Raw genomic sequence first — 23,644 nt, 5'->3', positions numbered from 1 at the left:
GCGATTGAACACTGATGGCATCTGTTCCTGGCTCCTCATGTTGGATTTTTCTTTGGGAATCCTAACCGTCGGAGCCTTACCAAAACCTCCATCCGGCCGGGCTGATACAGTTTTGGATACAGTGTGACTCTGATTATCACGATATTTCAACATCTTATTTCTCCATGCGTGACGCTCCTCTCGTTGATGCGCCCTGGTTGCCTCCCAGACTTGAGCCAACCGGTTGAACCCAGGCACGATCAATCGGTGTCTTACGCCACTCTTGCCGATCAACGAACCTTGCGGCCCGTCGACTGACAGGCATGGATGGGCTGGCGGGCAGGTGAACGATGCATGTGAAGCGGGATGGACCGGGCCGGAAATCGGACCGTCGAAGCTGGAAATCGCCTGACCACAAGATGTTGACGCGATTCAGGCGCTGGTGGGCGCATCGTCTCCGCGGGTTTCGACCAGTTCCTGGCCAAAGCGTGGACCCAGTTCCATACGCCGGTTGAGCGTATCGATGAAACGCGTCCAACGCTCCTTGCCCTGGGCATGAGCGGCCTTGACCGCGCCGTCCGGCAGGGGCGGCGTGGTGTTGAGCCAGGAGCGGATGAACAGGGCGAGCGTCTCGTTGGAAAGCTCGACATGCCATTCGAGCCGCTCGACGTCGCGTGTCAACCTATCGAGGCGCCGGCTGAGCGAGGCTTCGAGCCGGTCGGCGGCGTCCGGCGAGAGAAATGACATCAGGGCGGCTTCGATGATCGCGGTCTGTGATGCACGCCGCGCGCGCGCGTGATCGGCGAGTGCGCGGGCGAGATCGGCCGGCAGACGAACGCTGCGCTTGACCTGACCGCCACTCACAGCAGCAGTCCATCATCGGGATCGAGCGATGCATTACGGGCATTGCGTCGCATCAGGCGATCTGCCTGTTGTCGCGCCTGCGCGGCGTCGTCCTGTGCATCGTTGCGGTCGAAGTCGAACTCGTTGGCCACCGGCCTGGGATCGGGTGCGATATTCTCATGCTCGCCCAGTTCAGGCTCCTGACGAATACCGGCATTGGCAGTATCCCCGGACGATCCAGCCTCGTTCGGTTCGGCCGAAGCTTCCGATGTCTCCCTTGCCTGGCCCTTTTCCGCTGGCGGCATCTCAGCCGACTTGGCCGGCAGTTCCGGCATGGGCGGCGCTTCCACCGGATCAAGCGTCGTCCAGTCATCGGGAGGTCGCTGGTCCGGCGAAAGCGGAGCCGGCTTGGGAGCGGGCAACAACCGTGCCTTGAAGCGCGGGTCGAGATAATAGCGCGCCTTGGCCGCGCGGATCGGCGGCGTGCTGGCGACGAAAACCAGTTCCTCGTCCTCGGAAAACTGCTGGATCTCGCCGGGGGTCAGCAATGGTCGCGCCGTCTCCGACCGGGACACCATCACATGCCCGAGCCAGGGTGCGAGCCGATGCCCGGCATAGTTCTTCATCGAGCGCTGTTCGGTCGCGGTGCCGAGCGCATCGGACACACGCTTGGCGGTGCGCTCGTCATTGGCGGCAAAGGCGACGCGGACATGGCAATTGTCGAGGATCGCGTTGTTCTGGCCATAGGCCTTCTCGATCTGGTTCAGCGACTGGGCGATCAGAAAGGTCTTGATCCCATAGCCCGCGACAAAGGCAAGCGCGCTCTCGAAGAAGTCGAGCCGCCCCAGTGCCGGAAACTCGTCGAGCATGAAGAGGAGACGCTGGCGGGTTCCCTTCACCGTCAGTTCCTCGGTCAGCCGCCGGCCGATCTGGTTGAGCATCAGGCGTACCAGCGGTTTGGTCCGGCTGATGTCCGAGGGCGGAATCACCAGATAGAGCGAGACCGGCACGGGGGAGGATACGAGATCGGCGATGCGCCAATCGGAGGCGCCGGTGACCTTGGCCACGACGGGATCGCGATAGAGTCCCAGAAACGACATGGCCGTGGACAAGACGCCCGAGCGCTCATTGTCGGACTTGTTGAGCAGTTCCTGCGCGGCGGCGGCCACCACGGGATGGACGCCGGCCTCACCCAGATGGCGCGTCGCCTTCATCCGGCGCAAGGTTTCTTCAACCGGACGGCGGGGGTCGGAGAGGAAGGCTGCAACGCCTGCCAGCGTCTTGTCCGCCTCGGCATAGAGGACATGGAGGATGGCACCCACCAGCAGCGCATGGCTGGTCTTTTCCCAATGGTTGCGCTTTTCGAGGCTACCCTCCGGATCGATCAGCACGTCCGCGACATTCTGGACGTCGCGCACCTCCCATTCGCCCTTGCGGACTTCGAGCAGCGGATTGTAGCCGTTGGAGGCTGGATTGGTGGGATCGAACAACAGGACGCGGCCGTGCTTCGCGCGAAAGCCGGCGGTCAGCGTCCAGTTCTCCCCCTTGATGTCATGGACGATACAGCTTCCCGGCCAGGTCAGCAGCGAGGGGATGACGAGACCGACGCCCTTGCCCGAGCGGGTGGGCGCGAAACACAAGATATGTTCGGGACCATCATGGCGCAGATAGCGCTTCTCGTGCCAGCCGATCACCACACCGTCGTCGGCATAGAGCCCCGCCTTGTGGATTTCCTTCTCCGTCGCCCAGCGTGCCGAGCCATAGGTCTCGGACTTCTTCTCCTCGCGTGCACGCCAGACCGACATGGCGATGGCGACGACGACGGCGGCCATGGCGCCGGAGACCGCGATGAAGGCGCCGGTCTCGAAGATCGTCGGCGCATAGGCATCATAGGCAAACCACCACCAGAAGAAGGCGGGCGGCCGGTAGATCGGCCATGATCCCAACCAGAACCAGGGCTGCCCCAGTTCGGGCTGATAGGCCAGCGCCGCGGCTGTCCACTGGGTCGCTGCCCAGATGCCGGCGAGAGTGAGGGTAAAGACTGCGAGAACCTGCCCCCAGAGGATTTTTGTTGCAGACATGGCGCCCTTCAATTGCGCGCCGGCGCGATGATCGGACGCGTGAAGGGTCAATCAAGAGGCGCAGATATCGCGCATTTTCAAGAATGATTTCGATCATGCCATGCTGTCGCAGAAAGACAGGCAGTAGAGTAGGGAGTTGCCGCGTTCCGACGGGGCAGGCTTCTCAGGAAAACATCAGACTCGCGTTACGCTGGGCCAGGCCGTCAGATACCACAAGCCCTCCCGTCCACCGTCCCAACGGATCCTGATAACGGAACTGCATCGCTTTGAGGATCGGGCCGAACCTTTGCCGAAGAGCTGCGGCGCCAGGCTGGACATGCACATTGGCGACATAGCCGGTGCAATAGGCTTCTGCAGCGATCGGGTAAAGAAGAGCCGAACAGATGATGTCACAGATCTGGATACCAGCATGGTTCTCGCTGTGCCCGAACGTCGGCAATTCGAGAATGCGGGTATATACAGTCGATGAGGCCCGAAATTTCTGCGTAAAAACGGAATGGGCGACATTGACGTTCTTAAGATGGTCGCGGCTGTCTGCGATGCAGAAGCCAAACGTACCTTCGTTAGCCAGAAACTGGTCGAAATAGGTGTAAAGTCCCTGGATCGAGGAGGTGTAGACGGACTTGCCATTGAAAGGCTGCCCCAGCGCCTTGATCCAGATCCGGGCAATCAGGCGCACACCATGGCCCTGCAGCATGGTCAGCAACTGGTCGAGAAAACCCGTCGCGTGACGGCGCTGATTACGCCCCGATCGTGTCAGGTTCCGACGAAGGTCCCCGCCCTTGATCTCAGGAATGATCCGATCAAGATGGTTGGATGACGGGTAAGGCAGGCCAGGAAACCACCGACGTTTGAGATCCAGGAAATCCTGGGTGACGGCTTCGAGTCGGCTGGCATCTATGATGAGGGCACCGAGCACGAGAACCGGCTGATCATTTCCCGACGGAAGCGGTGCCGCTGGCATGGCTCCCAGATCGCCCGATTCGTCGACGTACAAAATGTGCAATGACGAACCCCCAAAACAGCTATGGCCACCATGCGGTGGCCATAGGATTTGCTGCCCGAAGAATCGGGACAGCGATTAGCGTTGCTCTGAGTAACGTGGGTCATACCTGCGCAAATGTCAAGAATCTCCACATTTATGGCGTGTTGCAGCTCGGAATTTAGACCATGCGCTTTTTCTGACCTGCGCTTCACAGGAGCCGGTGTCACCACATCGATCCGCACAGCAAGGCCATTCACGGCAGCGGGGCGCCTGTCTTAAATGCAACCTCCCCCCCCCCTCAACTTTCGCTCCGAAACGTCACTGGCACGCCCAGCTTTTTCGCATAAGCAACCGCTGCATTTTCCAACTCGACGACGCGCGATGCCTGATAGCCCGAAGATGCACGAGCCAAAGGGATGTTAGCGATGATGGTGAGCCCAACCGGAGCAAATCCGCCGGTTTTATCTTTCTCGAACTCGATCCACGCTTTATCGGCATATTTGTGTGTGAACGGGACCATCTTTTCCTCCATGCTTGCCGCATAGCATATGGGAGCTGCGGCACCGGATACCACCGGCTAAAAACCGGATCATAGCCCGATCCCCCGGCTGCGCCCGAGCGACCAGTCCACTCCGCCGCCGGGTTGCATGGTGCCGGCGATATGTTGCCCCAGATGCTGGTCGAGTGCCGGCCGCCAGGGTACGAGCTGGAAGCCCATGCCGTCGTCGATCATTGCGAAGCGCCCCGAGGCGAGCGTGACCCGCTCGCGATAGATGCCACTCACATAATCGCCCGCCGCCGAAGGCTGATGGGCAAGACCCGTGCGCCGGCCAATGGCGTCGATCTGCTGCTCGATCTCCTTCTCCCGGAGCGTCGCGATGAGATCGCGGGCGAACAGGAAACCGGCTCCCCGCCGCTGGGCGAGTCCCTGGGCTTCAAGATGGTGGGCACGGGCGTCCATCGCATCGCGGATGTCCTGCCCGAACCCGTTGCCGGTCGCTACGGACTCGCGCGCGATGAGTTGCCGGTCGAGCCAGGTCGCACCGGGCGCCTGCACCTGTTCGGCGAGCGTGAGGTCGGAGCGCGTGGCCAGTGACAGCCGGCTGTTGCCCCTGGCGTCCTGCCAGAGGCGCGTCTCGACGATGGCACCGGCTTTGGCATCACCGGTCATGTCGATATCGTCAAACCGCAGATGATGGGTGCGCCCGTCCGCACCATCGATGACGGCATAGGCAGTGCCTGCCAGCTCGTCATGAAGCCCGCGTTCCACCAGCCGCCCGATGATCGGATCGGTCGGCGTCGAGCCGTGCAAGGCGAGGCTGGCGGGATCGAGCGCGCGGGCCTGCCCCTGCATGGCGCGGTGCATGGTCTTGATGATGTCGGTGCGGATCGAAAGATCGCGCAATGTCTGCTCCGCATCGGCGCGGATCGTCCAGACCGCCGGTCCCTGAGCATCGGCAAGGCCAAGCCGTTCGAGTTTCTGCGCCCGCCCGGTCAGCAGCCGGTGCATTTCCAGATCATCGCCGGTCTGCGGCCGCAGATCGACGGTGCCGGCCATCTCCTGGGCCATGCGTTCCAGCCGGCGATCGAGGCTGGTCCAACGATCGGCCTCGACTTCCTTTTCGAGTGCGGTCCGGATCTCCTGTTCGCTGCGTGGCCCCAGTTCGAGCGTGACGCGCGCCTGTGCCCGGTCTCGCAGGCCTTCGCGGACATAGTCGCGATCGATGACGAGATCGGCGCCGGTGTCGTCGACGCCGCGCACCAGCACATGGATATGCGGATTATCGGTGTTCCAGTGATCGACCGCGACCCAGTCGAGCCTTGTGCCGAGATCGCACGCCATGTCGTCCATCAGCGCGCGGGTAAACGCGCGCAGATCAGCCAGATCGGCCGCATCCTCGGGGCTGACGATGAAGCGGAAATGATGCCGGTCCTGCTCGCAGACGTCGGCAAAGGCCTTGCCGTCGGCAGCATCGCCGCGCGCATCGAACAGGCTGGCGTCGCGCCCGTCGCGGGTGACGCCGTCGCGTTTCAGATAGGCGATGTGCCGGGCGAGCGGCGCTGCGCGATAGCGGCTGCCACTGTGCCGTACGACGCGGGCCTTGATGACGACGCGCCGGGCATTGGCGGGAGAACGGGCATTGAGCCGGGCGATGCGGCCGCGGCCATGACGCCCGGTCCCACGCCCCCGCGACGGTCCCTTGCGGCTATAGCCCGCCTTCGCGGCGGCGCGCTTCACCTGGGCGGCAAGGCTCTGTGCCTTGCGCCCCGAGCCGCGCCCCGCATCGCCGCTCCTTCCCGGCCGCACCTCGAAATCATCGTCGCCGGTGATCATGACAGGCTCGCAAAAGCCGTTGCCACCCGCTGACGCATTGAAATCCCGGCACAATCGAAGAAATGCGCCACCCGGTCGCTTCCGATGCCACCCGAAAAAACCGTACAACCACAAGCATATGACACCGCGCAGGTGGCATGCCTTTTATCTCGCCATCCCATTTTTCTTTCGATTCCTGTGACTTGCCTTCCTTTCCAGCGCTTTCCATCCTGCGCTGAAAGACGCCGACGAACGCCAGCGCGGCTCATTGCTCGCTGCTCCCGGACACAGGCGCGAACAGCCCGTGCGCAGCGGGGATGGCGGGGCGCGAAGACCGCATGGCAGGCGGCGCAGAGGGGACGGCGACCAGCCGCTCGGTCGGCGCGGGCGACGTAGCGCCCGATGCCGCTTCGTCGCGGTCCGGTTCGCCGTTGCCGCGCAGCACGAACAACGTCGCGCTGCGCCAGGACGGCGCGACCGGTGCGATCGGCGCGCGCGATCCGGCAGACAGACCGGCGGGCGCAGCGACGGCGGACGTGCCGACCATCGGCGCGATCTTTGCGACATAGGCAATGGTCTCGGCGGGCAAAGCGCGACCGCGCGTGCGCCAGTCATCGACGCGGCCCGGCCCGGCATTGTAGGCGGCGAGCGCGGCGGAGAGATCGCCATAGCGGTCGACCATTTCGCGCAGATAGGCAGCACCGCCAAGAATATTGGCGCGCGCATCCCATGCATTATCGCCCAGACCATAGCGCATGGTCATCGTCGCCCAGGTCGCCGGCATGAGCTGCATCAAACCCAAGGCGCCGACGCGTGAGATCGCCCTCGGATCGCCATTGCTCTCAACGCGCATCACGGCCCAGATCCACGCCTCCGGGATGCCGAAGCGTTGCGCCGCTTCGGTGACGTGGCCGGAATAGGGATGACCGGCGACGGTCGTGACCTGCGCGACGGCGGCGTCCGGGGACAACAGCAAGAGGGCCGGTAAGAGGAAGGCGGCGCTACCGGCAAACGCCGAAGCGACAGCACGGCGAAAGGCTCGGCGGTGAGGACGCAGCGCGAAACGGATACGCATCATGCCTGCTCCGCCTTGGGCCGCCGCAGACGCGGCGACCAGAGCAGGACATGCGCTTCGTCATCGCGGTGGGAGCGCAGAAGATTGGCGCGAACCGGGCGCGGAAAGGACGGACAATCGAGCTGGACGGTGATGAAACCACCTGCCTTGCCATCATGATTCCAGCCCGATCCTACTTCCAGTCCAATGCCTTCAGGCGCGCCGTCGTCGGCGAGATGGACACGCCAATCTGGCGCTCGGCCATGCCCGGTAAAGCCGGTCGGCACGAGCCGTAGCGGTACGTCGAGCGTGAGTGTCAGCAAACGACCGACGAAACCGTCGCCAGACTGTTCAAAGCAACCTATCTGCATGGAACGTCTCCTTCAGGGGTGATGGAATGCGCAGAACATGCGCAGCCGCCACGCCAGCGCAGCGGCGCGTGCGGCGTGTCGCGAGTGAGGATCGGCGTCGCGCGACCGAGCAGGCCTGTGGCCGGAACGGCTCCGAAATAGCGTCCGTCGAAACTGTCGGGAGCCGGGTTGAGCAGGAACAGCTCGCCATCGCGCAGCACGCGGCAACCGCGCCAGACCGGCAACGGTCGGCCATGGCTGTCGGCGGGTTTCGCGATGGCGACGCGGCGCCCGTCGATCGTCACCGTCGCAAAGCGGCGACAGATCTGCGCACCGGGACGCGCGGCGACATGTTTGAGGAGCGGCACGCCGATGGGCAGATAATGGCGCTCGGCCATGACCCGGCCAAGCGCCGGCGGCGGCGTGACAGCGACCATATCGCCAACCGCCGGTTTGCGCAGCGGATTGATCGCATAGAGCCCAGTCGGTGCGCTCGCGCTGGCATTCCACAGCAGCAGTTTGGGCATGGGCAGGATGAGCGTGCTCAGCGCCATGCCGATCGCCACGCCGGTCAGATGCGGCACATAATGCGAGAGCGGAAGCCGGCTCATTACCCGAGCGCCTTGCGCTTGAGCCATGCTTGATGGCGCTCCGCCGTGTAGGCGCGGAACGCTTCGCCCGCACTCAGCCGGTTGTGGACATGGCGCCAATGATCGGGCGCGATATCGCAGGGATCGAGCCCCACGGATTCCACCTGGTCGATCGCTTCGATCACCGAGCGGACTCTCGGCCAGCCCTGGATCGAGAGCAGCAGTTCGCCACCCGGCCGCACGAACGGCACGGTCGTATAGGGCTCACGGCTGCGGACCGCGCGCAGGATGTCGATACGCGAATGGACGGTGCCATAGTCATTGGCCGACCAGCGCACGAAGGCGATGACGGCATCGGGCCGGAAAGCGACAACGCGCGTCTTGCGGGTAAGGATGCGCTCGCTTGCAATGCGACCAAAGCGTATCCAGTGTTCCAGCCGCTTCTCGATCCAGATCAGCTCGATCTCAGTGCGCGGTTCACGACCTGGCGGCGTCATACGCGCAGGCGCATGTGCGCCAACAGGCGATCGGGTCATGGAAGATCTCCGGCAAGAGGGTGGGATGCCACGAGCGCACCAGCTTTCGGCAACGTTACGGCGAGGCGCGCGCGGCCCGCTTCGGCGAAATGGATTCCGCTGGCGGGATCGCGGCGGTCCGTGGCGCAGTGGGCCTCGATGACAGCGGCTGCGAAGCCGTCGCCGGAGAGCCGCGTCATGGTCGCCCCTCGGCCTCGTCCGTGACGGCGGGTTCGCCATCCCAGCGCAAATTCTCCACAACCCGGCAGCAGGTTAGCAAGAGTCCGAAGGACTCTGTTGTTAGCATCGTTAGAAGGGGGCGGATTCACGGCGGAAATCCGGCGAGTCGCGAGCTGCTCGGGTTTTTCATAGGCCAAGGGACCGGTTTTCAATCGGCCAGGTGCGGCGGTTTTTAATAGGCCAGGTCTCATGGCCGGTTATCCACAGGCGTCAGTTTAAGACGGCGCATGGCGCGGATCAGCGGATCGACCGGTTTCGCCACGAAGTTCAATCGTTCGCGGCCAAAGCCATATTCGATGGTGAGGATGTAACCGGGAAGGGATTGCCGCCGGACGATCGCGCGGACTTCGAACGCGAACTGCTTGAGCGGCGAAAGCGCCCCCGACTTCAGGTGGAGATGCGCGATGTCGAAGCTCCAGCCCCCCGGCTGGTGTCCGCCATGCTTGCGCACGAGACGGTAAAGCCAGCGCTCAAGGCCGCCGGTGAGATCGAAATATGCCCGGTCGATCGTCAACACGAGCGCGCGGTCGACAACGCCGGCGTAGAACCAGTCTGGAAGGATCATTTCGATGCCGAGCGGGCGCCCTTGGTTGTCGGCCAGTTCGCGCCATTCGTTGATCCAGGAGAAGCGGTGGCGACGGCGTTGATGCTGCTGGCGGATCGAGGTGGCGACAGTGGTCGATTGCAGCCGATCGAGCGCAGCCTTCAGGCGATCATAATGATCGCGGCCGATGCTGCGCCCGGTGAAGGCCAGGATTTCATGGGGTGTCGTCACCATCAGCCTCGACGTTGGTCGACCGGCGTCGCGGGCTTCGACGATCTGGCTCGCCGCCCAGATCAGGACATCGGCATCCCAGATCGTGGCCATGCCATGCTCCGGGACGGCCTCGACTGAGATCCAGGTCTCGCCCATGCGAAAATCGATCGGCGCCGTGCGCTTGCGCTTGGCGAGGCTGAAGAAGGGCCAGGACATGAGATCCTGCGCGTCACGCGGGGCGAGGTTTCCCGGGATCGACCGGAAGAGGTCGAGTTGGGCGCGCTCGCGAACGTCAGGGTGAGCGGGCGGCGACATCGCCGGTCAGCCCTGCCGGAACCGGCGCTGCGCGGGCAGCACAATGCCGACGCCAGGATCGGAGGTCGATTTGCGGGTTCCCCTCGTCGCCCAGGCGTCGAGATCGTCGATGGCATAGACGATCCGGCCGCCGAGCCGACGATAGACCGGTCCGGTTCCGTAGCAGCGATGCTTTTCGAGGGTACGGGGCGACAGGCCCAGATGGGTCGCGGCGTCGGGAGTTTTGAGGTAGCGGGGCCGGACGATGGCGTCCGGATTGGGCTGTGCGAGATAGCGTGGACGAGCGGCGGGGTGCTCGGGTTCCATTGGCGTCCTCCTGACAAGGACCGGCAGCAACGGCGCTGACCGGCGATGAGGAGGGCAGGATTGGCGAGTACGGGGGCGTCGAAGAAGGGACAGGCAGAAAAAGAAATTATGTCCCTATGGGCCGCCCAGCAGGGTGCGATATCCTCCCTCGACGAGCCGCCTCGCCTCACCGAGCCAGCGGCGCAGGCGCTTGCGGTCGGCACTATCGACCCAGTCCGCTGCCGACATGGAGCCGATAGTGGGATCGACGAGATGGGCGGCGAGTTCGCGCAAGGGAATGCCCGCACGCGTACCGTCGAAAAGGCTTAGGAGAATGCGAAGATGGGAGCGCCGCGTCATGTTGTCCCAGAGAGCTTCGGGAGAAGGCTCGCGCGTCTCTCCGCCGAGCCGCGCCACCAGCCACTGAGCGGCGCGGGCACGGGTGCGGTTCGGCGCCTCGAACGGCAGCAGGATGGAGCCCCATCGGCGCGCATCGGGTTCGATGCGCAGATGCGTGATCGTCTCACACTGGCCCACCACGGCATGGGTGCCGTCATCGCCCTCCTCGACAAGAGTCAGGGCGGGGAGCCTGTCCAGCGCGATCAGCGAACGCTCGTCGAACTGAGCGGGAGCACGGCCGATCAGGACCGTGAAACGATTGACGTCAGCCCGCCAGATCACCCTGTCATCAGGCGCGGGACGCTCGGGATCGACTAGGAAATCGCAGCCCCCACCGCTGGGCGGTGACGGCTTCCTCCTTTCGATCGGGATTTTTCCGACCGGCGATCTGTTCGAAGTCATGGGCGTAAGCAGGATTACGCCGCAGGAATTCAAAAGCGGCAACGCCGATATCGGCCTTGTCGGGAAGGCGCGCGGGTTCTCCCGCGCGCCAGGTGTCGGCATGCGACATGGTCCCCTCCCTTATGTTTTTGGGAAAGCAGGCTATCGCGGCGAAGGGCTTTGAATAATGCAGCCTTACGGCGTCAACGGCGCAATGGGAGGCGCTTTTTCAGGTGTCGTCAGGCGAGTCGCGGCGCGGCGCTTCCATGGCGGCCAGCTGCCGGTATCCGACCTCTGTCATCCAGCGCGCGCGGGCGAGATGGCTCGCATAGACGCGTAAGGCCCGGTCAGGTTCGGCCACCGCGTCGATCCCGAACAGGACCGCAGTGATCCTTTGCCAGGACGGGTCCGGGGCTTTCGCGGCATCGAGCAGTTCGATGTAGAGCGCAAGATGCGCCAGATCATAAGATGTGAGGACGTTACCCTCAGGCGGCATGTCCTCGAAAGGCACGATCGTCATGCGCAAACATCCTCCCTCTCCCCCAAGCCACCGCCCGATGCCGCGTATGACGCGGCGAGACGCGGGCCGTTGCGCCGCCCTTGCGAACCCTCCATTCTGGATGGTTCATATTTAACGTCATGACAGCGCCGGGACGACTCTTTCGCCCGCAGCTAGTTTCGACAGGTTTAGAGAGGGTTAAGCCTGTCGCGGGCGGCGGAAACGCTGCCGGGCGGAACGGCAGGATCATTTCCGCCGCGGCCCAGTTCGAGTCGAACCCGCGCCGGCAATCCGCATCCTGGATGCGCAAGGTCACGACCGTCTTGTCCCGATTGGCCATCATCATCGTCCCGGATTCACCATTACATACTATAGTTGATAAACTTATAGTATGTAATTGCCGATCCATAAGCGCATGGACATGCGCTTGCTGGTAGGTCGGAATTTTGGTCGCCTGCGTCGGGAAAAAGGCCTGACGCAGGAGGAGGTCGAGGCCCGCTCGGGGTTCAGTCAACAATATCTGAGCAGCCTCGAACGAGGACGGCGCAACCCGACCGTCATCACGCTCTATGAACTGTCGCGGGCGCTGGGCGTCAGTCATCTCGACCTTCTCAGGCCCGACGATTGAACCCTGCCGCGATCCGGCGCCGTTTTCGGGACGCGCAGCGGCGTCACCCGGTTCGTACCGGGTGACGCCCTGACCCGCTCAATCCCGCGCCCGACGGACAGGCCGGTTCCAGACCAGATCATACGTGCCATCTTCCGCCTGGAAGAGCTGCGCGAAGATCGGTGCGACGAAACTGGGATCATCGAGCTTGACCGAGAGATAGGGGCGGTCATCGCTTGTCCGCTTTTCCCACGCGGCGCCGACCTCGGTATCCCCCATATAGACGCGGTGGCTGGGAGCGTTGCCGCTTGCCTCGTTGTCCGGGACAAAACGAACGCCCTTGGCCTGAAGTCCGAGCGTGACGATGTCGCCCTTGAGTTCGCCCGAGGTCTTCTTGAAAGTGCCGATCCTTGCCATTGCCTGTTGTCCTTTTGCTCCGAGCCGCGACCATCGCGGCCTCGATGCGCAAAGGGAGCCGGCAGGCGACGGACGCCGCAGCCTTTGGCCCGCAGCAGAGCGGAGGACAGGTGATCGCCCATTTTCTTGGTTCGCGAGGAACGGCGGCACGCCGGGGGAAGAAAATGGGCGATCACCTGTTGCGGTAAGACCGTCGAGCGGAACGCGATCCTGGCGGCATGACGCGCATTGAACGAGGCCGCTCTGGCGCCGGCCGGCAGTGGGATGAACAGGTTGGCGATACCGGCCATGGAAATCGGGGACGCATGGGGGAAGATCCAAGCCCGGAGGTCAGGCCCGCCTTCGTCTACGCCGGGAAGCGCGGACGGCCACGCCGTCCGCTCCTGTTGCAGGGGCACCGGACGCCGCGATGAGAGCGCCATCGATGACCGTTCCCCGGGGGCAAGCCTCGTCCCGCCTGGCGCACCTCACGCCGCGCTTATTCGGCAGCGGGAAGCGATGGCGTCATGGGCTGCGGAACCGGCCCGTTCACCTCGAAGCCCGTGAGCCGGGTCCAGGCTGTCCCCGCGATCAGGGTTGCGCCCAGACCGCTCAGGATGGTGAGCGTCGCGCCGGGATCGATCGCGAGCCCCAGCACGCCATGGACAGCGTGATAACCGGCAACGGCGGCGGGAATCGCGAAGAGCAGCGCGATGGCGAGCCGCGTCAGCGGCGATCCGGAAAAGGCGAAGAGGACTTGCCCAAGAAAGAACGTGGCAAAGCCTGCCGCGAAGCCGACGAGGATCGAGGGGGCATAGCCGAAGCCTGCCCCGTGCATCCAGAAGGCAAGGCCAATGCCAGCATAAAGCGGCAACGCATAGACAGCGAGGCTGAAGAGCAGCCAGAGCATGTAGAGACCGGCGAAAAGGCCGAGTACGAGAAAGATGGTCATGAGATGCGTCCTTTGCATGACGAATGATCGTCGGACGCGCCCGCCACCACCTCCACAGCGCTTGTCTTGCCTGGGCATCATAGCGCCTGAAGGCTCGAAGCGAAACGAATTTCGCGTCGCTCCGAAATGGCAAGATCGCCTCTTCCGATCAGGAGAAGGGATCATATTCGTGGACCAGTTCGGCTGGATTGCCGTCGAACTCGTCCCAGGGCATCACCGCGTAACCCTGGCCGCTCCGTACGATGACCATGATCGTCATCAGTGTTCTGGCGAGGTTCCAGGCGAGCGACTGGGCGGTCTTGAGCGGCATGGACTGAACTCCTGTCGGGGGAGCGGAAGACCATCCTCCGCTCGACAGGTGCCCCGCCGGCCGGAGCCAGGCCGCAATCACCGCGCCGGGCTTGTCCCAAGCGGCCGCACGCGCACGCGTAGCGGACCCTTTACGGGTTGATTGAAGGAGGCCGGGCTTCGGCCACAGGGATCAGCGCCGGACACGAGTGAGATTGGGCTTTTGCTGCTTCGACAGGCTCCATGCCGCGCCGCGCAGCCGTTCGCTGACGACACGAAGAATATTATGGTCAGTTGGTGGCCGAGCCGCATAAAGGTCTGCGATGTTGTCATGACGCGATCCGGGAGAAGATACGTTTGCCCAGGCCATTATCTTGTGAGCTTGACGCCAAGCTCGCCGAATTCGACCAACTGGTCGCGACGCCGAACGCGAATGAGAATGCCATGCAGGCGTTCTTCGAGGCGAACACGCGGTTCATGCCGACGCCGGACATCCTCAACCATCGCGTTCACATGAACAGCGTGATCGCCAAGTTTCCTGTAGGCGAAAGGTCAACCGACTACGCCTATCTCACCAAGTCGAGCATCGAGTGGCGACTGGTGCTGGTGGAACTGGAAGACAGCAGCAAGCCCATCTTCAAGAAATCCAGCAAGAACGAAGCTTTCAGTACCGAATTCAACGATGCGGTCGCACAGATCGACGTGTGGCGCGACTATGTCAGCCAGCACCCGGATCGACTGCGTGACAAGCTGCGGCCGCTGATGGTGCCTGCGCCGATGGCGCAGCACCGGCTGTCGGTTCGCTATCTGCTGGTGATCGGTCGCTCGGCAGAATTCGAGCATCATGATGCACGCAAAATGCGTCTCGCCGGCTATGGCGCTGAACGCGATCTCACGGTCATGACCTATGACACGATCCGCCGTGAGGTTGCGGCGGGATATAACAAGCCCAAGGCGGTCTTGCGCGCGAACAGCCGCGGCTACCGTCTGCAATCGGCAGAAGCGATGCCGACCATCATGTTCGCGCACATGAAGCCCGCTGAACTCGAGCTATCGGACGTCGCAGAGGCCGCCCTGCGCGCCGAAGGCTATGACATCGATGCCTGGAAACGGAACGAGCCTCTGGTCTTCAATGATAAATGGACCCGCGATTCCGAACCCGCACTCTACGAGTCCATGCATCCTGCCGTTCAGAAATTCATCGCGCGGCAGAAAAAATCAGGACCGGGAAGCCGTTCCGACTGACCGCCGTCGAGCGTCGCTGCAGACTTTCGGCCCCGCCCGAAGGCGGGGCCGCCGCAGGCCTGTGGGGGTCAGGCCGGCGGATTCCAGATGATGACCTTCTTGGCCGGATCGTCGCCCGGCGCGTTGGCGATGTTGCCGTAGATCGGAGCGTCGAACTCCGGCGCCATCAGCGACACCGAGGTATATTCGGCGCCGGTGGTCTGGGAGAAGCGGTTCCAGCCGCCACCCAGCTCATAGCCGGTCTTGCGGCTGAAGATGCGGTAGTCGGGCTCGCTGTCCTTCACCTTGCGGCCGTTGGGGACGATGGCGATCGGGGCCTGGACGGTCAGGGTGGCGAGCATGCCCTCCATGCTGCCGTCATTCTTCACAGTGAGGTTGGCGATCGTGGCCATGACGAAAACTCCTTGTGGTTGCTCGGGGACCATCCCCGATGGCGCCCACAGGAGAGACCGGGTGCCGACGTCACCGGAGCGTCAGCGGAGGGGAACCCCTGGTCGGGGTCCCCATCAGGCCTGCCTGATGGGGTGGCTATGGGGTTGACGGCCCAGGCGGCCGAGGCTCGTATCAGGCGACAAAAGAGGGGTTGGTCTCCAGCAGCCCGGAGGCAGTCCGCTGTGGCCATAGCCGACCTGTCTGAAGATCCGTTGTAGTGGCGCATGCCTATCGCACGCCTCAGCCCCAGAATTGCAAGCTTTCCCACCGCCGACTCAGGGGCATCGCATCAGCCCTCCGCGCATCAGGCGCGGCGCGTGGGCGAGTCGCGGCGCAACGCTTTCCCGCAAACCTTCGGCGATAGCACCGCTGTTCGTGCCGCAACGGGCTCGGCTGCATCGCGCCATCGCCATGGGCCGGACGATATTCGGGAAGATCCGTTCAGGCCGGCCGCCGGAACGCCTCACGGGCGCGCTGCGCTTTCGCGCGGGTGACGCAGCCTTCGGCATGATCGTTGATGAGCCCCATCGCCTGCATGAAGGCATGGACCGTGGTGGGGCCGACGAACGCCCAGCCGCGCTTCTTCAGATCCTTTGACATTGCGACCGAGACCGGCGAGGTCGAGGCGAGATACGGGATATCCCCGCCCTGCGGCTCGAAGCTCCAGACATAGGCGGCAAGCGATCCGGCCTCGCGCACGAGGTCCTGCGCCCTGGCAGCATTGTTGATCACGGCCTCGATCTTGCCGCGGTGCCGCACGATGCCTGCGTCCTGCAGCAGCCGTTCGACATCGGCCTCTCCAAAGGCCGCAACGCGATCGATCTCGAACCTCGCAAAGGCTGCACGAAAATTCTCGCGCTTGGTGAGAATGGTCCGCCAGGACAGGCCGGACTGGAAGCCTTCCAAACTCAATTTCTCAAACAGGCGGCGATCGTCGTCGACCGGAAAACCCCATTCGCTGTCATGATAGGCGATATAGTCGGTCGACGCCGCACACCACAGGCAGCGTGGTTGCCCATCAGATGGCGTGAACAGGACGCTCATGTCGTGTGACGCAAAGGGGCATCCAGACGCAGCGCCATGGTTTTGCGCATGCGCCTCACCCTTGCGATCAGCTGTGTGACGCGCGCAGGCGATAGGTTGAACTGGCGACCGAGCGCCGCATAACTGGCGCCTTCGCTATGAAGCCTTTCAAGCTCGGCGTTGCGAGCAGCCTTGCCCGTCATCGAAAATCCCCTGCTAGAATCCGCCAGCCCATGCGGCAGATCTATAAGATAGGGCATCGACGTCCCTGAGCGCAAGATTCTTGTTCTTGTTTCGTTTCAAATTCCGGATCACCCGGCCCGTTTCCGGAAATCCCAGACGCGGATGCCCATCCGCCTTGCCTTGTCGGCAAGATTGTCCTGGATGCCGGTGCCGGGGAAGACGATGACGCCCTTGGGACAGGTTTCGAGCATGGCGTCGTTGCGCTTGAAGGGCGCGGCTTTCTTATGCCGGTTCCAGTCGGGGCGGTAGGGATCCTGCGGCACATTGCGGTCGCGTGCCCAACAGGCGGCAATGCGTTCCGCGCCGGTCGGGGTCGCGCCATGCATGAGGATCATGGACGGCAGTTGCTGATGGACCTTGTCGAGCACCGCATAGATGCGCTGGTGATCGTTGAAATCGGCGCCACCGGTGAAGGCGATGCGCACGCCATCGGGATCGAGCACGCGCTGCTTCTGGAATGCCCGTTTGTCGACATGCTTGCGGCTGTCGAGAACCGCCGAGGTCAGCGCCTTGTGGTTGACCATCGGACCGGAACGGGGAAGCCAGGGCTTGCGCAGATGGATGCGGAACTGGTCCGCGGCGGCGTCGCGGAAGAACTCCATGGTGTCGCGGCGTTCGAGCATCGTGACGCCCTCGGCGATCGCGCGCTCCAACTCGACCGACTTGACCTCGCTGCCATCCTGTTCTCGCTGCATGCGTTTTTGCGCCTGCTCATTGTCGTCGAGTTCGCGCTCGATCCGTTCGCCCGCACGGTGGAAGACATTGACGATGCCCCAGGCAAGATCCTCAAGGTCGGGTTCGATCCGCGTGTCGATCAGGCACGAGACCAGGGCGTCGAACATCTCGGCGACCGCGCCGCCGGCGATGCGCTCGTCGGGTAGCAGGCGATGGTCGGGTTCATCATCATAGGGCCGGTAGCCGAAGAGCTGCATTTCCTGCAGGAGAAAGGCGGTGGAGCCGGGCTGCGGATCCTGGGGCTGGTCATCGTGGGTCATCGAAATTCTTCCGTGCCTGTGCGCCGCGCCTCTCGCGGCCTTCGTGGCGACGGCCAGCGGCGGGCGGAACGGGACTGCACCGCGCCCCATGGGGCGAGGCCGCAGCGAAGCGCAGGATGGCGCAGCGGCGCTATTTTGCCTCGCGATGCAAAGGGACCGCCAAGCATTGCGCAAAAAAGTGGGAACCGGTTTTTTGCACCGGCAATGCGCCAACAGACTGTCCCGGCGGAAAATAGCGTCCGCGTAGCCATTGTCGTCCCGGGCCGACTGCCGCAGTCGCCCTCTCCCGAAGGCCGAGTGCGCGGCGTCCCTACAGGCTGAAGACGGTGGCGATGATCCACCCAGCCCGCGCTGTCATCCGCTGCCCTTCAACCGACTGTCAGGAACTGTGCGGCATCCCCGGCCCGGAGTTGAGCCCGAAGCCCTGCCGCCAGACGCTCGCGTCCGAAGGCCATGAGGTCGTCGTTGAAATCGCCGAGCCTGGGTTCGAGCGGCACGACCTCGATGCCCGCCGGGATCGCCCTTTCGGTCAATGTCTTGAGCGCTCCCGCGCCGGCCGGATCGTCGTCGCGCGCGGCATAGAGGCGTTTCAAGCCTGCCGGGAACAGGATGGCACCGAGGTGGGCGGCAGAAAGCCCCGCGATCCCCGGCATCATGGGCATGGCCTGGCGCAGCGACAATAGGGTCTCGATGCCCTCGCCGGCCATCATCACCGCACCGGCACGCCCGAACCGCACCCCGTTTCCGAGCAGGTCGCCCATGGCGCGGCGGGGATAGGCGATTGGCGCCTTGGCAGAGCCGTCGAATGCGAGCCAGGTGCGATGGACGCCCGTGATGCTGCCATCGAGATCGGTGACGGCCGCGATCATCGCCGGCCATGTGGCCCGGACGTCGGGTTCATCCTCGTCCGATGCACGATACCAGCAGGAAGCGTGAAACCGCAGCGCCTCGCAACCGGTGAGATCGGTGATGTGCCGGGAGGCGAGATAGGTTCGCGCCAGACTGGCTGCGATCGGCTTGGAACCGGCATGGAGCCGCCGCGCCGCCTCGGGCGTCCCAGTCGGCGCCTTGGTCCGTCGTAAAGGCGCATCCGCCACCGTCGGCGGCATGGGCAGACGCAGAAAATGGCGCGCTTCGGCGAGCGTCTCGCGTAGGGTCCGGCAGTTTCGAGCCATAGCGATGATGTCGAGCAGATCGCCATGATCGCCGGACTGCGCGTCCGTCCATTTGCCCGCCGCCCCGCGCCCGTCGGGGGACGCGGAGAGACGGACGTAGAGGCTGCGCCCTGGCGTATTACGGACATCGCCCACCAGCCAGTATCGGCCTTCCTTGCGGCCCTTCGAGAGATAGTGGCGGCAGACCGCCTCAGCGTTGTCGGCGAGAGCAAAAGCGATCTGGCTGGCGGGGCTACTCAGTATACGGGTGGGCATCACAGGGCTCCTCAGGCGGCCTGACGCGCCTGAACCCGTTCGATCGGAAAGCGATCGAGCAGAGCCTCCAGCACGCCGACGCCGACAGCCCCTGTCGGCACATAGAGCTTCAGCTTCCACGAGACGATCTCGGAGATCAAGCCCATGGTCTTCAGCCGCTCGACGCCGAGATCGTTGAACCCGGTGAGTTCGATGCGCCAGTCGTTCATCGCCCGCACGCGCTGGAGCTTCTGGTTCTGCGCCAGCATCAGCGAGGATTCGCCCGACATCAGCATGGCCATCGCGTCCTCGCCCAACAGTCTGACCGGCCCGTCATCGTTGGCGACGCGCGCTGCCCAGGCCGGAGACACGCGGCGACCGATGATCCGCTCACCATCGTCGCTCTGGAGCCGATAGACGCGGGTCGATTCGTCAGGCAGCAGCTTCCAGATCGGGAGCAGCAGCCCCGACACCATATGCAGGCTAGAGGTCTCGTGAGTGGGCAGACTGTCCAGCTCCTTCGTCCAGGCCGCGCTGAACGTCTCCCGATCCGCTTCTTCCCAATGACCGGCAAGCAGCATCTCGGCCGCCATCACGCTGTCGGTTAGCGGCCAGACCAGGCGCACGCGCGGATGGATCGCACCGTCATCATCCGTCACGCTGCGCGCCCGGCGCTGGATCGCGGCCTTGCCGGTTTTGGCATTCACCAGCAGCTTCGCGCCACTTGTCTCGGCCTGGGCCAGCGCATCGGCGAGCGACAAGGGCGTCAGCCGATCCTTGCGCTCGATCGTCAGCAGCGCGGTCTGCGCCCCGGTGCCGGGATGGGTGTAGATCGGCGCGCGACCGACGATGCGGAAGCTCTCGGCCTGCAAGGTTTCGAGCCCCACCTCATAGCTGCCCGACGCCTGCGCCTGCTCGATCCGCGCGGTGAGCAGCCCCTCGAAGGCTTCGAACAGCAGGTTCTGCATGGCGACGGTCAGCGCCAGCATGCGGTTGAGGAAGATGTTGATCCCGGGCAGTTCGTCCTTCAACCCGCCATCGCTGTCGAGCAATGACAGGCCGGTCGCCGCTTCGAAGCGGGCGAGCGAACAGCCCTCGACCTTGCCGCGCGCGAGCAGGACATAGAGCTGGCGCAGCGCATCGCGAGCGTACCAGGATTCGAGATTGTCCGCCGCGCTGAACATATTCTGCCCGCCGGTCTGGCGCTGGCCGCGCGTGATCGCGCCCAGCGAATCCAGACGCCGGGCGATGGTCGAGATGAAGCGTTTCTGCGCTTTCACATCGGTCGAGACCGGCCGGAACAGCGGCGGCTGTTTCTGATTGGTCCGGTTGGTCCGCCCGAAGCCCTGGATCGCGGCATCGGCCTTCCAGCCCGCCTCGAGCAGATAATGGATACGTCGGCGCTGGTTCACCGCGCCGAGATCGGCATGATAGGAGCGGCCCGTGCCGCCCGCTTCGGAAAAGACCAGGATGCGCTTCTTATCGCTCTGGAAGGCGTCGGTCTCGTGCAGCGCGGCGGAGGCCGGACGGTTCTCGACCGAGAAGCGCACCGAGCCGTCATCGGCCTTCTTCGGCACCACGCGGCGCGAGCGGCCCGTCACCTCCGCCACCATATCCGTCCCGAAATGCTGGACGATCTGGTCGAGCGCGCCGGGAACGGGTGGCAGGGCCGCGAGCCGCTCGATCATATCGTCGCGGCGGCGCACCGCCTCGCGATTGACGACGGGATTGCCGTCCTCGCCAGTCACCGGCCGGGACGAGAGATTGCCTTCCCCATCGGTGAAGGGCTCGTAGAGTTGCACCGGGAAGCTGTGCTGGAGGTAGGAGAGAACGCCGTCCCTCGGCGTGATGTCCACCGAGACGTCGTTCCACTCATCCGCCGGGATCTCTGCAAGACGGCGTTCCTGCATCGCCTCGCCGGTCGAGACGATCTGCACCACCGCCGCATGGCCCGCATCCAGGTCGCGCGCGATGCTGGCCACGACGGCGGGCGTCTGCATGCTGGTGATGAGATGGTTGAAGAAGCGCTGGAGCATGCCCTGATAGGCCGACTTGGCCTGCGCCTTGGCCTGACGGTTCAAGGTGCCATGCGCAGCGCTGGTGACGCCAGCGGCTTCGAGCGCGGCGTCGAGATTGTTATGGATGACCTCGAACGCCGAGGCATAGCTGTCGTAGATGCGGATCTGCTCGCCGGTCAGCCGGTGCTCGAGCATCTCATATTCGACACCGTCGAAGGACAGCGAACGGGCGGCATAGAGCCCCAACGCCTTGAGATCGCGGGCCAGCACCTCCATGGCCGCGACCCCGCCATTTTCGATCGCGGTGACGAACTCGCCGCGCGTCGCGAACGGGAAATCGTCGCCGCCCCACAGGCCGAGCCGCTGGGCATAGGCGAGGTTCTGCACCGTGGTCGCGCCGGTGGCCGAGACATAGACGATGCGGGCATTGGGCAGCGCATGCTGGAGCCGGAGACCGGCACGCCCCTGCTGCGAAGGCGCAACATCGCCGCGCTCGCCCTTGCCGCCGGCGGCATTGGCCATGGCGTGCGCCTCGTCGAACACGATCACGCCGTCGAAATCCGCCCCCAGCCATGCGACGATCTGCTCGACGCGCGATTTCTTGCCGCCACGGTCCTGCGAACGCAGCGTCGCATAGGTGGTGAACAGCACGCCCTCTTCCAGACGAATAGCGCTGCCCTGCTTGAAGCGCGAGAGCGGCGTTACCAGCAGCCGTTCTTGTCCGAGCGCCGACCAGTCACGCTGCGCATCCTCGAGCAACCGATCCGAGACCGACAGCCATACCGCACGGCGGCGGCCTTTCAGCCAGTTATCGAGGATGATCGCGGCGACCTGCCGGCCCTTGCCCGCGCCGGTGCCGTCGCCGAGGAACCAGCCCCGACGAAACTTGACGGCATCCGCCGCCTCCTCGCGCGCAGCGGTCACGACATCGCAGGTCGCATCGACCTTCCACGCGCCGGACAGATGGCCCGCATGAGCCTCGCCGGCATAAATTACTGATTCCAGTTGCGCGTCGGACAGGATGCCGAGCGTCACCAACTGCGGCGGAAGATGCGGCCGGTAAGAGGGTTTGGGCGGCGCGACCGAGGCCATCGCCGCTGACTGGACCAGCGGCGTCGGATGCGGCTGCGCACCCTCGATGCGCAGCGACTGGAGCGCATAGGGTTCGTAGATGCCCTCGCTCAGCCGTTCGGCGGGCGGCGCCCAGTCGATCGTCTCATAGGCCAGCTCGATCGCAGCCAAGTCCGGCGAGGCTGGCACCGGCACCGATGGCGCAACGACGGCGCGGGTCTTCGTGCGAGCCGGAGACGCCGATGCACTGACCGGCAGCACGGAAACCGGCGACGGCGTGACGGGCGAGCGCGGCGGCACCTGGTCGAGCACCCAGCCCAGCAGCGTCGCGGTATCGGGCGCGATGCCCGCGCTCGTGGGCAGAACGATGGGATCGTCCGCCGGCACTTTGTCGATGACGGTCAACCGCGTGTCGATGGTCGTGCCGTGCCTGGCATAGACCTTCCCGTCGATCGCGGCGGTGAACACAACGCGGGCATGTTCCTGCAACTTCACGAAGGCGTCGCGCCAGGTGGGTGCATCCGGCGAGCAGGACGCGCCGGTAATCGCGACCAGACGGCCGCCCGGTTCGAGACGGGCCAGCGCCGAGGCGATATGGCGCATCGCAGCGTCACGCATCGTCCGGTCGACATGAGCAACTGCCGAAAAGGGCGGGTTCATCATCACCACGGTCGGGCGCACAGCAAGCCGCAGCCGATCGTCGATCGAGGCGGCGTCGTGCCGCGAGACGGCAATGCCGGGAAACAGAGATCCAAGCAATTCGGCGCGGGTCTCGGCCAGCTCGTTAAGCGTCAGGCCTGCCCGCGCGAGGAGGGCATGGACGGCCATCATGCCGGTGCCGGCGGAGGGTTCCAGCACATGATCGCCGGGAACCAGCGCAGCCGCGATCGAGGCGACATAGGCAAGGCCCGGGGGCGTTGAATATTGCTGGAGTGCCTGCGAGGTTTCCGAACGGCGCGTATGCGTCGGCAGCAGGCCGGCCACGCGCTCGATCAGCGCCAGCGCGCTCGCAGGGGAGCGGCCGGTGATCGTCTGACCGTAGCGGCGCAGGAACAGGATCTCGGCAGCCTCGCACGCATCATAGGCGCTTTTCCAGTCCCACGCGCCATCCGCATCGGTCCCGCCGAAAGCGTCCGCCATGGCGGCGCGCAGCACTGCGCTATCGATCGGCCGCCCGGCCTCAAGGCCGGGCAGAAGGCCGCGTGCGGCAGCCAGTAGGGCAAGGCCTTTCGTGGCGAATCCGGATGCGGCTGGGGAAGGAGCGGTGCGAAGCGCCGCGTCGGACAAAGGCTGGGTCATGGGGGAAGGTCTCCGGGAGAGCGCAACAGGAGAAACCCGCCGGACGCTCTCTCACCCCGGCCGGGTTCTCCCTTCCCGG

Annotated in this window: 25 protein-coding genes; 2 read left to right on the top strand and 23 right to left on the bottom strand. The window is 64.4% G+C overall.

The window, feature by feature from the left end:
* Positions 1-411 precede the first annotated feature (411 nt).
* The 14 genes from Q0082_RS12625 to Q0082_RS12560 all read right to left on the bottom strand — a co-directional run bounded on the left by Q0082_RS12625 (position 412) and on the right by Q0082_RS12560 (position 11,608).
* A complete protein-coding gene (locus Q0082_RS12625) occupies positions 412-843 on the bottom strand; it encodes a ribbon-helix-helix protein, CopG family (RefSeq protein ID WP_298193144.1) in 432 nt (143 codons plus the stop codon).
* The gene (locus tag Q0082_RS12620; protein ID WP_298193141.1) at positions 840-2,903 is read right to left on the bottom strand and encodes a conjugal transfer protein TraG; all 2,064 of its coding nucleotides are present in this window, start codon (positions 2,901-2,903) and stop codon (positions 840-842) included. The genes Q0082_RS12625 and Q0082_RS12620 overlap by 4 nt, the downstream gene beginning before the upstream one ends.
* A gap of 163 nt (positions 2,904-3,066) precedes the next feature.
* Positions 3,067-3,900 (bottom strand): DUF3800 domain-containing protein, encoded by an 834-nt coding sequence (locus tag Q0082_RS12615; RefSeq protein WP_298193137.1) that lies wholly within the window; start codon positions 3,898-3,900, stop codon positions 3,067-3,069.
* Between the two features lie 286 nt (positions 3,901-4,186).
* On the bottom strand, positions 4,187-4,408 hold the full coding sequence (locus tag Q0082_RS12610; RefSeq protein ID WP_298193135.1) for a hypothetical protein: 222 nt from the start codon (positions 4,406-4,408) through the stop codon (positions 4,187-4,189).
* A gap of 69 nt (positions 4,409-4,477) precedes the next feature.
* The gene (locus tag Q0082_RS12605; RefSeq protein ID WP_298193132.1) at positions 4,478-6,223 is read right to left on the bottom strand and encodes a VirD2 family relaxase/mobilization nuclease; all 1,746 of its coding nucleotides are present in this window, start codon (positions 6,221-6,223) and stop codon (positions 4,478-4,480) included.
* 244 nt (positions 6,224-6,467) lie between these two features.
* Positions 6,468-7,280, bottom strand: a complete 813-nt coding sequence (locus Q0082_RS12600) for a lytic transglycosylase domain-containing protein (protein ID WP_298193130.1) — start codon at positions 7,278-7,280, stop codon at positions 6,468-6,470.
* A complete protein-coding gene (locus Q0082_RS12595; RefSeq protein ID WP_298193128.1) occupies positions 7,277-7,627 on the bottom strand; it encodes a DUF736 domain-containing protein in 351 nt (116 codons plus the stop codon). Before Q0082_RS12595 ends, Q0082_RS12600 begins: the two co-directional genes overlap by 4 nt.
* The gene (locus tag Q0082_RS12590) at positions 7,618-8,217 is read right to left on the bottom strand and encodes a S26 family signal peptidase (RefSeq protein ID WP_298193125.1); all 600 of its coding nucleotides are present in this window, start codon (positions 8,215-8,217) and stop codon (positions 7,618-7,620) included. Before Q0082_RS12590 ends, Q0082_RS12595 begins: the two co-directional genes overlap by 10 nt.
* The gene (locus Q0082_RS12585) at positions 8,217-8,693 is read right to left on the bottom strand and encodes a DUF2840 domain-containing protein (protein WP_298193123.1); all 477 of its coding nucleotides are present in this window, start codon (positions 8,691-8,693) and stop codon (positions 8,217-8,219) included. The genes Q0082_RS12590 and Q0082_RS12585 overlap by 1 nt, the downstream gene beginning before the upstream one ends.
* Positions 8,694-9,138: 445 nt before the next feature.
* Complete coding sequence (locus tag Q0082_RS12580; RefSeq protein ID WP_298193120.1) at positions 9,139-10,023, bottom strand: replication initiator protein A; 885 nt, start codon at positions 10,021-10,023, stop codon at positions 9,139-9,141.
* A gap of 6 nt (positions 10,024-10,029) precedes the next feature.
* The gene (locus Q0082_RS12575; RefSeq protein WP_298193118.1) at positions 10,030-10,329 is read right to left on the bottom strand and encodes a helix-turn-helix domain-containing protein; all 300 of its coding nucleotides are present in this window, start codon (positions 10,327-10,329) and stop codon (positions 10,030-10,032) included.
* Positions 10,330-10,443: 114 nt separating this feature from the next.
* A complete protein-coding gene (locus Q0082_RS12570; RefSeq protein WP_298193116.1) occupies positions 10,444-10,989 on the bottom strand; it encodes a DUF2285 domain-containing protein in 546 nt (181 codons plus the stop codon).
* A 7-nt stretch (positions 10,990-10,996) separates the two neighbouring features.
* Positions 10,997-11,218, bottom strand: coding sequence for a DUF6499 domain-containing protein (locus Q0082_RS12565; protein ID WP_298193114.1), 222 nt, complete (start codon positions 11,216-11,218; stop codon positions 10,997-10,999).
* Positions 11,219-11,317: 99 nt separating this feature from the next.
* Entirely contained in the window at positions 11,318-11,608 is a 291-nt protein-coding gene (locus Q0082_RS12560) for a DUF2285 domain-containing protein (RefSeq protein ID WP_298193111.1), read from the bottom strand.
* Between the two features lie 394 nt (positions 11,609-12,002).
* On the opposite strand from Q0082_RS12560, the gene Q0082_RS12555 reads away from it, so the two are divergent.
* On the top strand, positions 12,003-12,215 hold the full coding sequence (locus tag Q0082_RS12555) for a helix-turn-helix transcriptional regulator (RefSeq protein WP_298193109.1): 213 nt from the start codon (positions 12,003-12,005) through the stop codon (positions 12,213-12,215).
* A gap of 78 nt (positions 12,216-12,293) precedes the next feature.
* On the opposite strand, the gene Q0082_RS12550 is transcribed toward Q0082_RS12555, so the two are convergent.
* From Q0082_RS12550 to Q0082_RS12540, 3 genes are all read right to left on the bottom strand, one after another.
* A complete protein-coding gene (locus tag Q0082_RS12550; RefSeq protein ID WP_298193108.1) occupies positions 12,294-12,611 on the bottom strand; it encodes a DUF736 domain-containing protein in 318 nt (105 codons plus the stop codon).
* Positions 12,612-13,089: 478 nt separating this feature from the next.
* Positions 13,090-13,542, bottom strand: coding sequence for a hypothetical protein (locus tag Q0082_RS12545; RefSeq protein WP_298193106.1), 453 nt, complete (start codon positions 13,540-13,542; stop codon positions 13,090-13,092).
* A gap of 148 nt (positions 13,543-13,690) precedes the next feature.
* Entirely contained in the window at positions 13,691-13,852 is a 162-nt protein-coding gene (locus Q0082_RS12540) for a hypothetical protein (protein ID WP_298193104.1), read from the bottom strand.
* Positions 13,853-14,127: 275 nt separating this feature from the next.
* Here Q0082_RS12540 and Q0082_RS12535 point away from each other — a divergent pair, with 275 nt between their 5' ends.
* On the top strand, positions 14,128-15,075 hold the full coding sequence (locus Q0082_RS12535; protein ID WP_298193102.1) for a Shedu immune nuclease family protein: 948 nt from the start codon (positions 14,128-14,130) through the stop codon (positions 15,073-15,075).
* Positions 15,076-15,143: 68 nt separating this feature from the next.
* Here Q0082_RS12535 and Q0082_RS12530 read toward each other — a convergent pair whose 3' ends face one another.
* The 6 genes from Q0082_RS12530 to Q0082_RS12505 form a co-directional block, all read right to left on the bottom strand.
* Positions 15,144-15,467 carry a DUF736 family protein gene (locus tag Q0082_RS12530; protein WP_298193101.1) on the bottom strand — a complete coding sequence of 108 codons (324 nt, stop codon included), beginning with the start codon at positions 15,465-15,467 and terminating at the stop codon, positions 15,144-15,146.
* A gap of 481 nt (positions 15,468-15,948) precedes the next feature.
* Positions 15,949-16,551 carry a DNA-3-methyladenine glycosylase I gene (locus Q0082_RS12525; RefSeq protein ID WP_006964211.1) on the bottom strand — a complete coding sequence of 201 codons (603 nt, stop codon included), beginning with the start codon at positions 16,549-16,551 and terminating at the stop codon, positions 15,949-15,951.
* Positions 16,548-16,733, bottom strand: coding sequence for a hypothetical protein (locus Q0082_RS12520; protein WP_006964210.1), 186 nt, complete (start codon positions 16,731-16,733; stop codon positions 16,548-16,550). Before Q0082_RS12520 ends, Q0082_RS12525 begins: the two co-directional genes overlap by 4 nt.
* A gap of 108 nt (positions 16,734-16,841) precedes the next feature.
* A complete protein-coding gene (locus tag Q0082_RS12515; protein WP_298193099.1) occupies positions 16,842-17,768 on the bottom strand; it encodes a DUF2493 domain-containing protein in 927 nt (308 codons plus the stop codon).
* A gap of 368 nt (positions 17,769-18,136) precedes the next feature.
* Positions 18,137-19,198, bottom strand: coding sequence for a toprim domain-containing protein (locus Q0082_RS12510; protein ID WP_298193097.1), 1,062 nt, complete (start codon positions 19,196-19,198; stop codon positions 18,137-18,139).
* Positions 19,199-19,209: 11 nt separating this feature from the next.
* Positions 19,210-23,565, bottom strand: a complete 4,356-nt coding sequence (locus Q0082_RS12505; protein WP_298193094.1) for a strawberry notch-like NTP hydrolase domain-containing protein — start codon at positions 23,563-23,565, stop codon at positions 19,210-19,212.
* Between the last annotated feature and the right edge of the window lie 79 nt (positions 23,566-23,644).

Origin of the sequence: Novosphingobium sp. (assembly GCF_027489515.1) — a bacterium.
Classification (GTDB): domain Bacteria; phylum Pseudomonadota; class Alphaproteobacteria; order Sphingomonadales; family Sphingomonadaceae; genus Novosphingobium.
The sequence above is the reverse complement of the archived record's forward strand: the minus strand, read 5'-3'. Positions and strand labels throughout refer to the sequence as shown.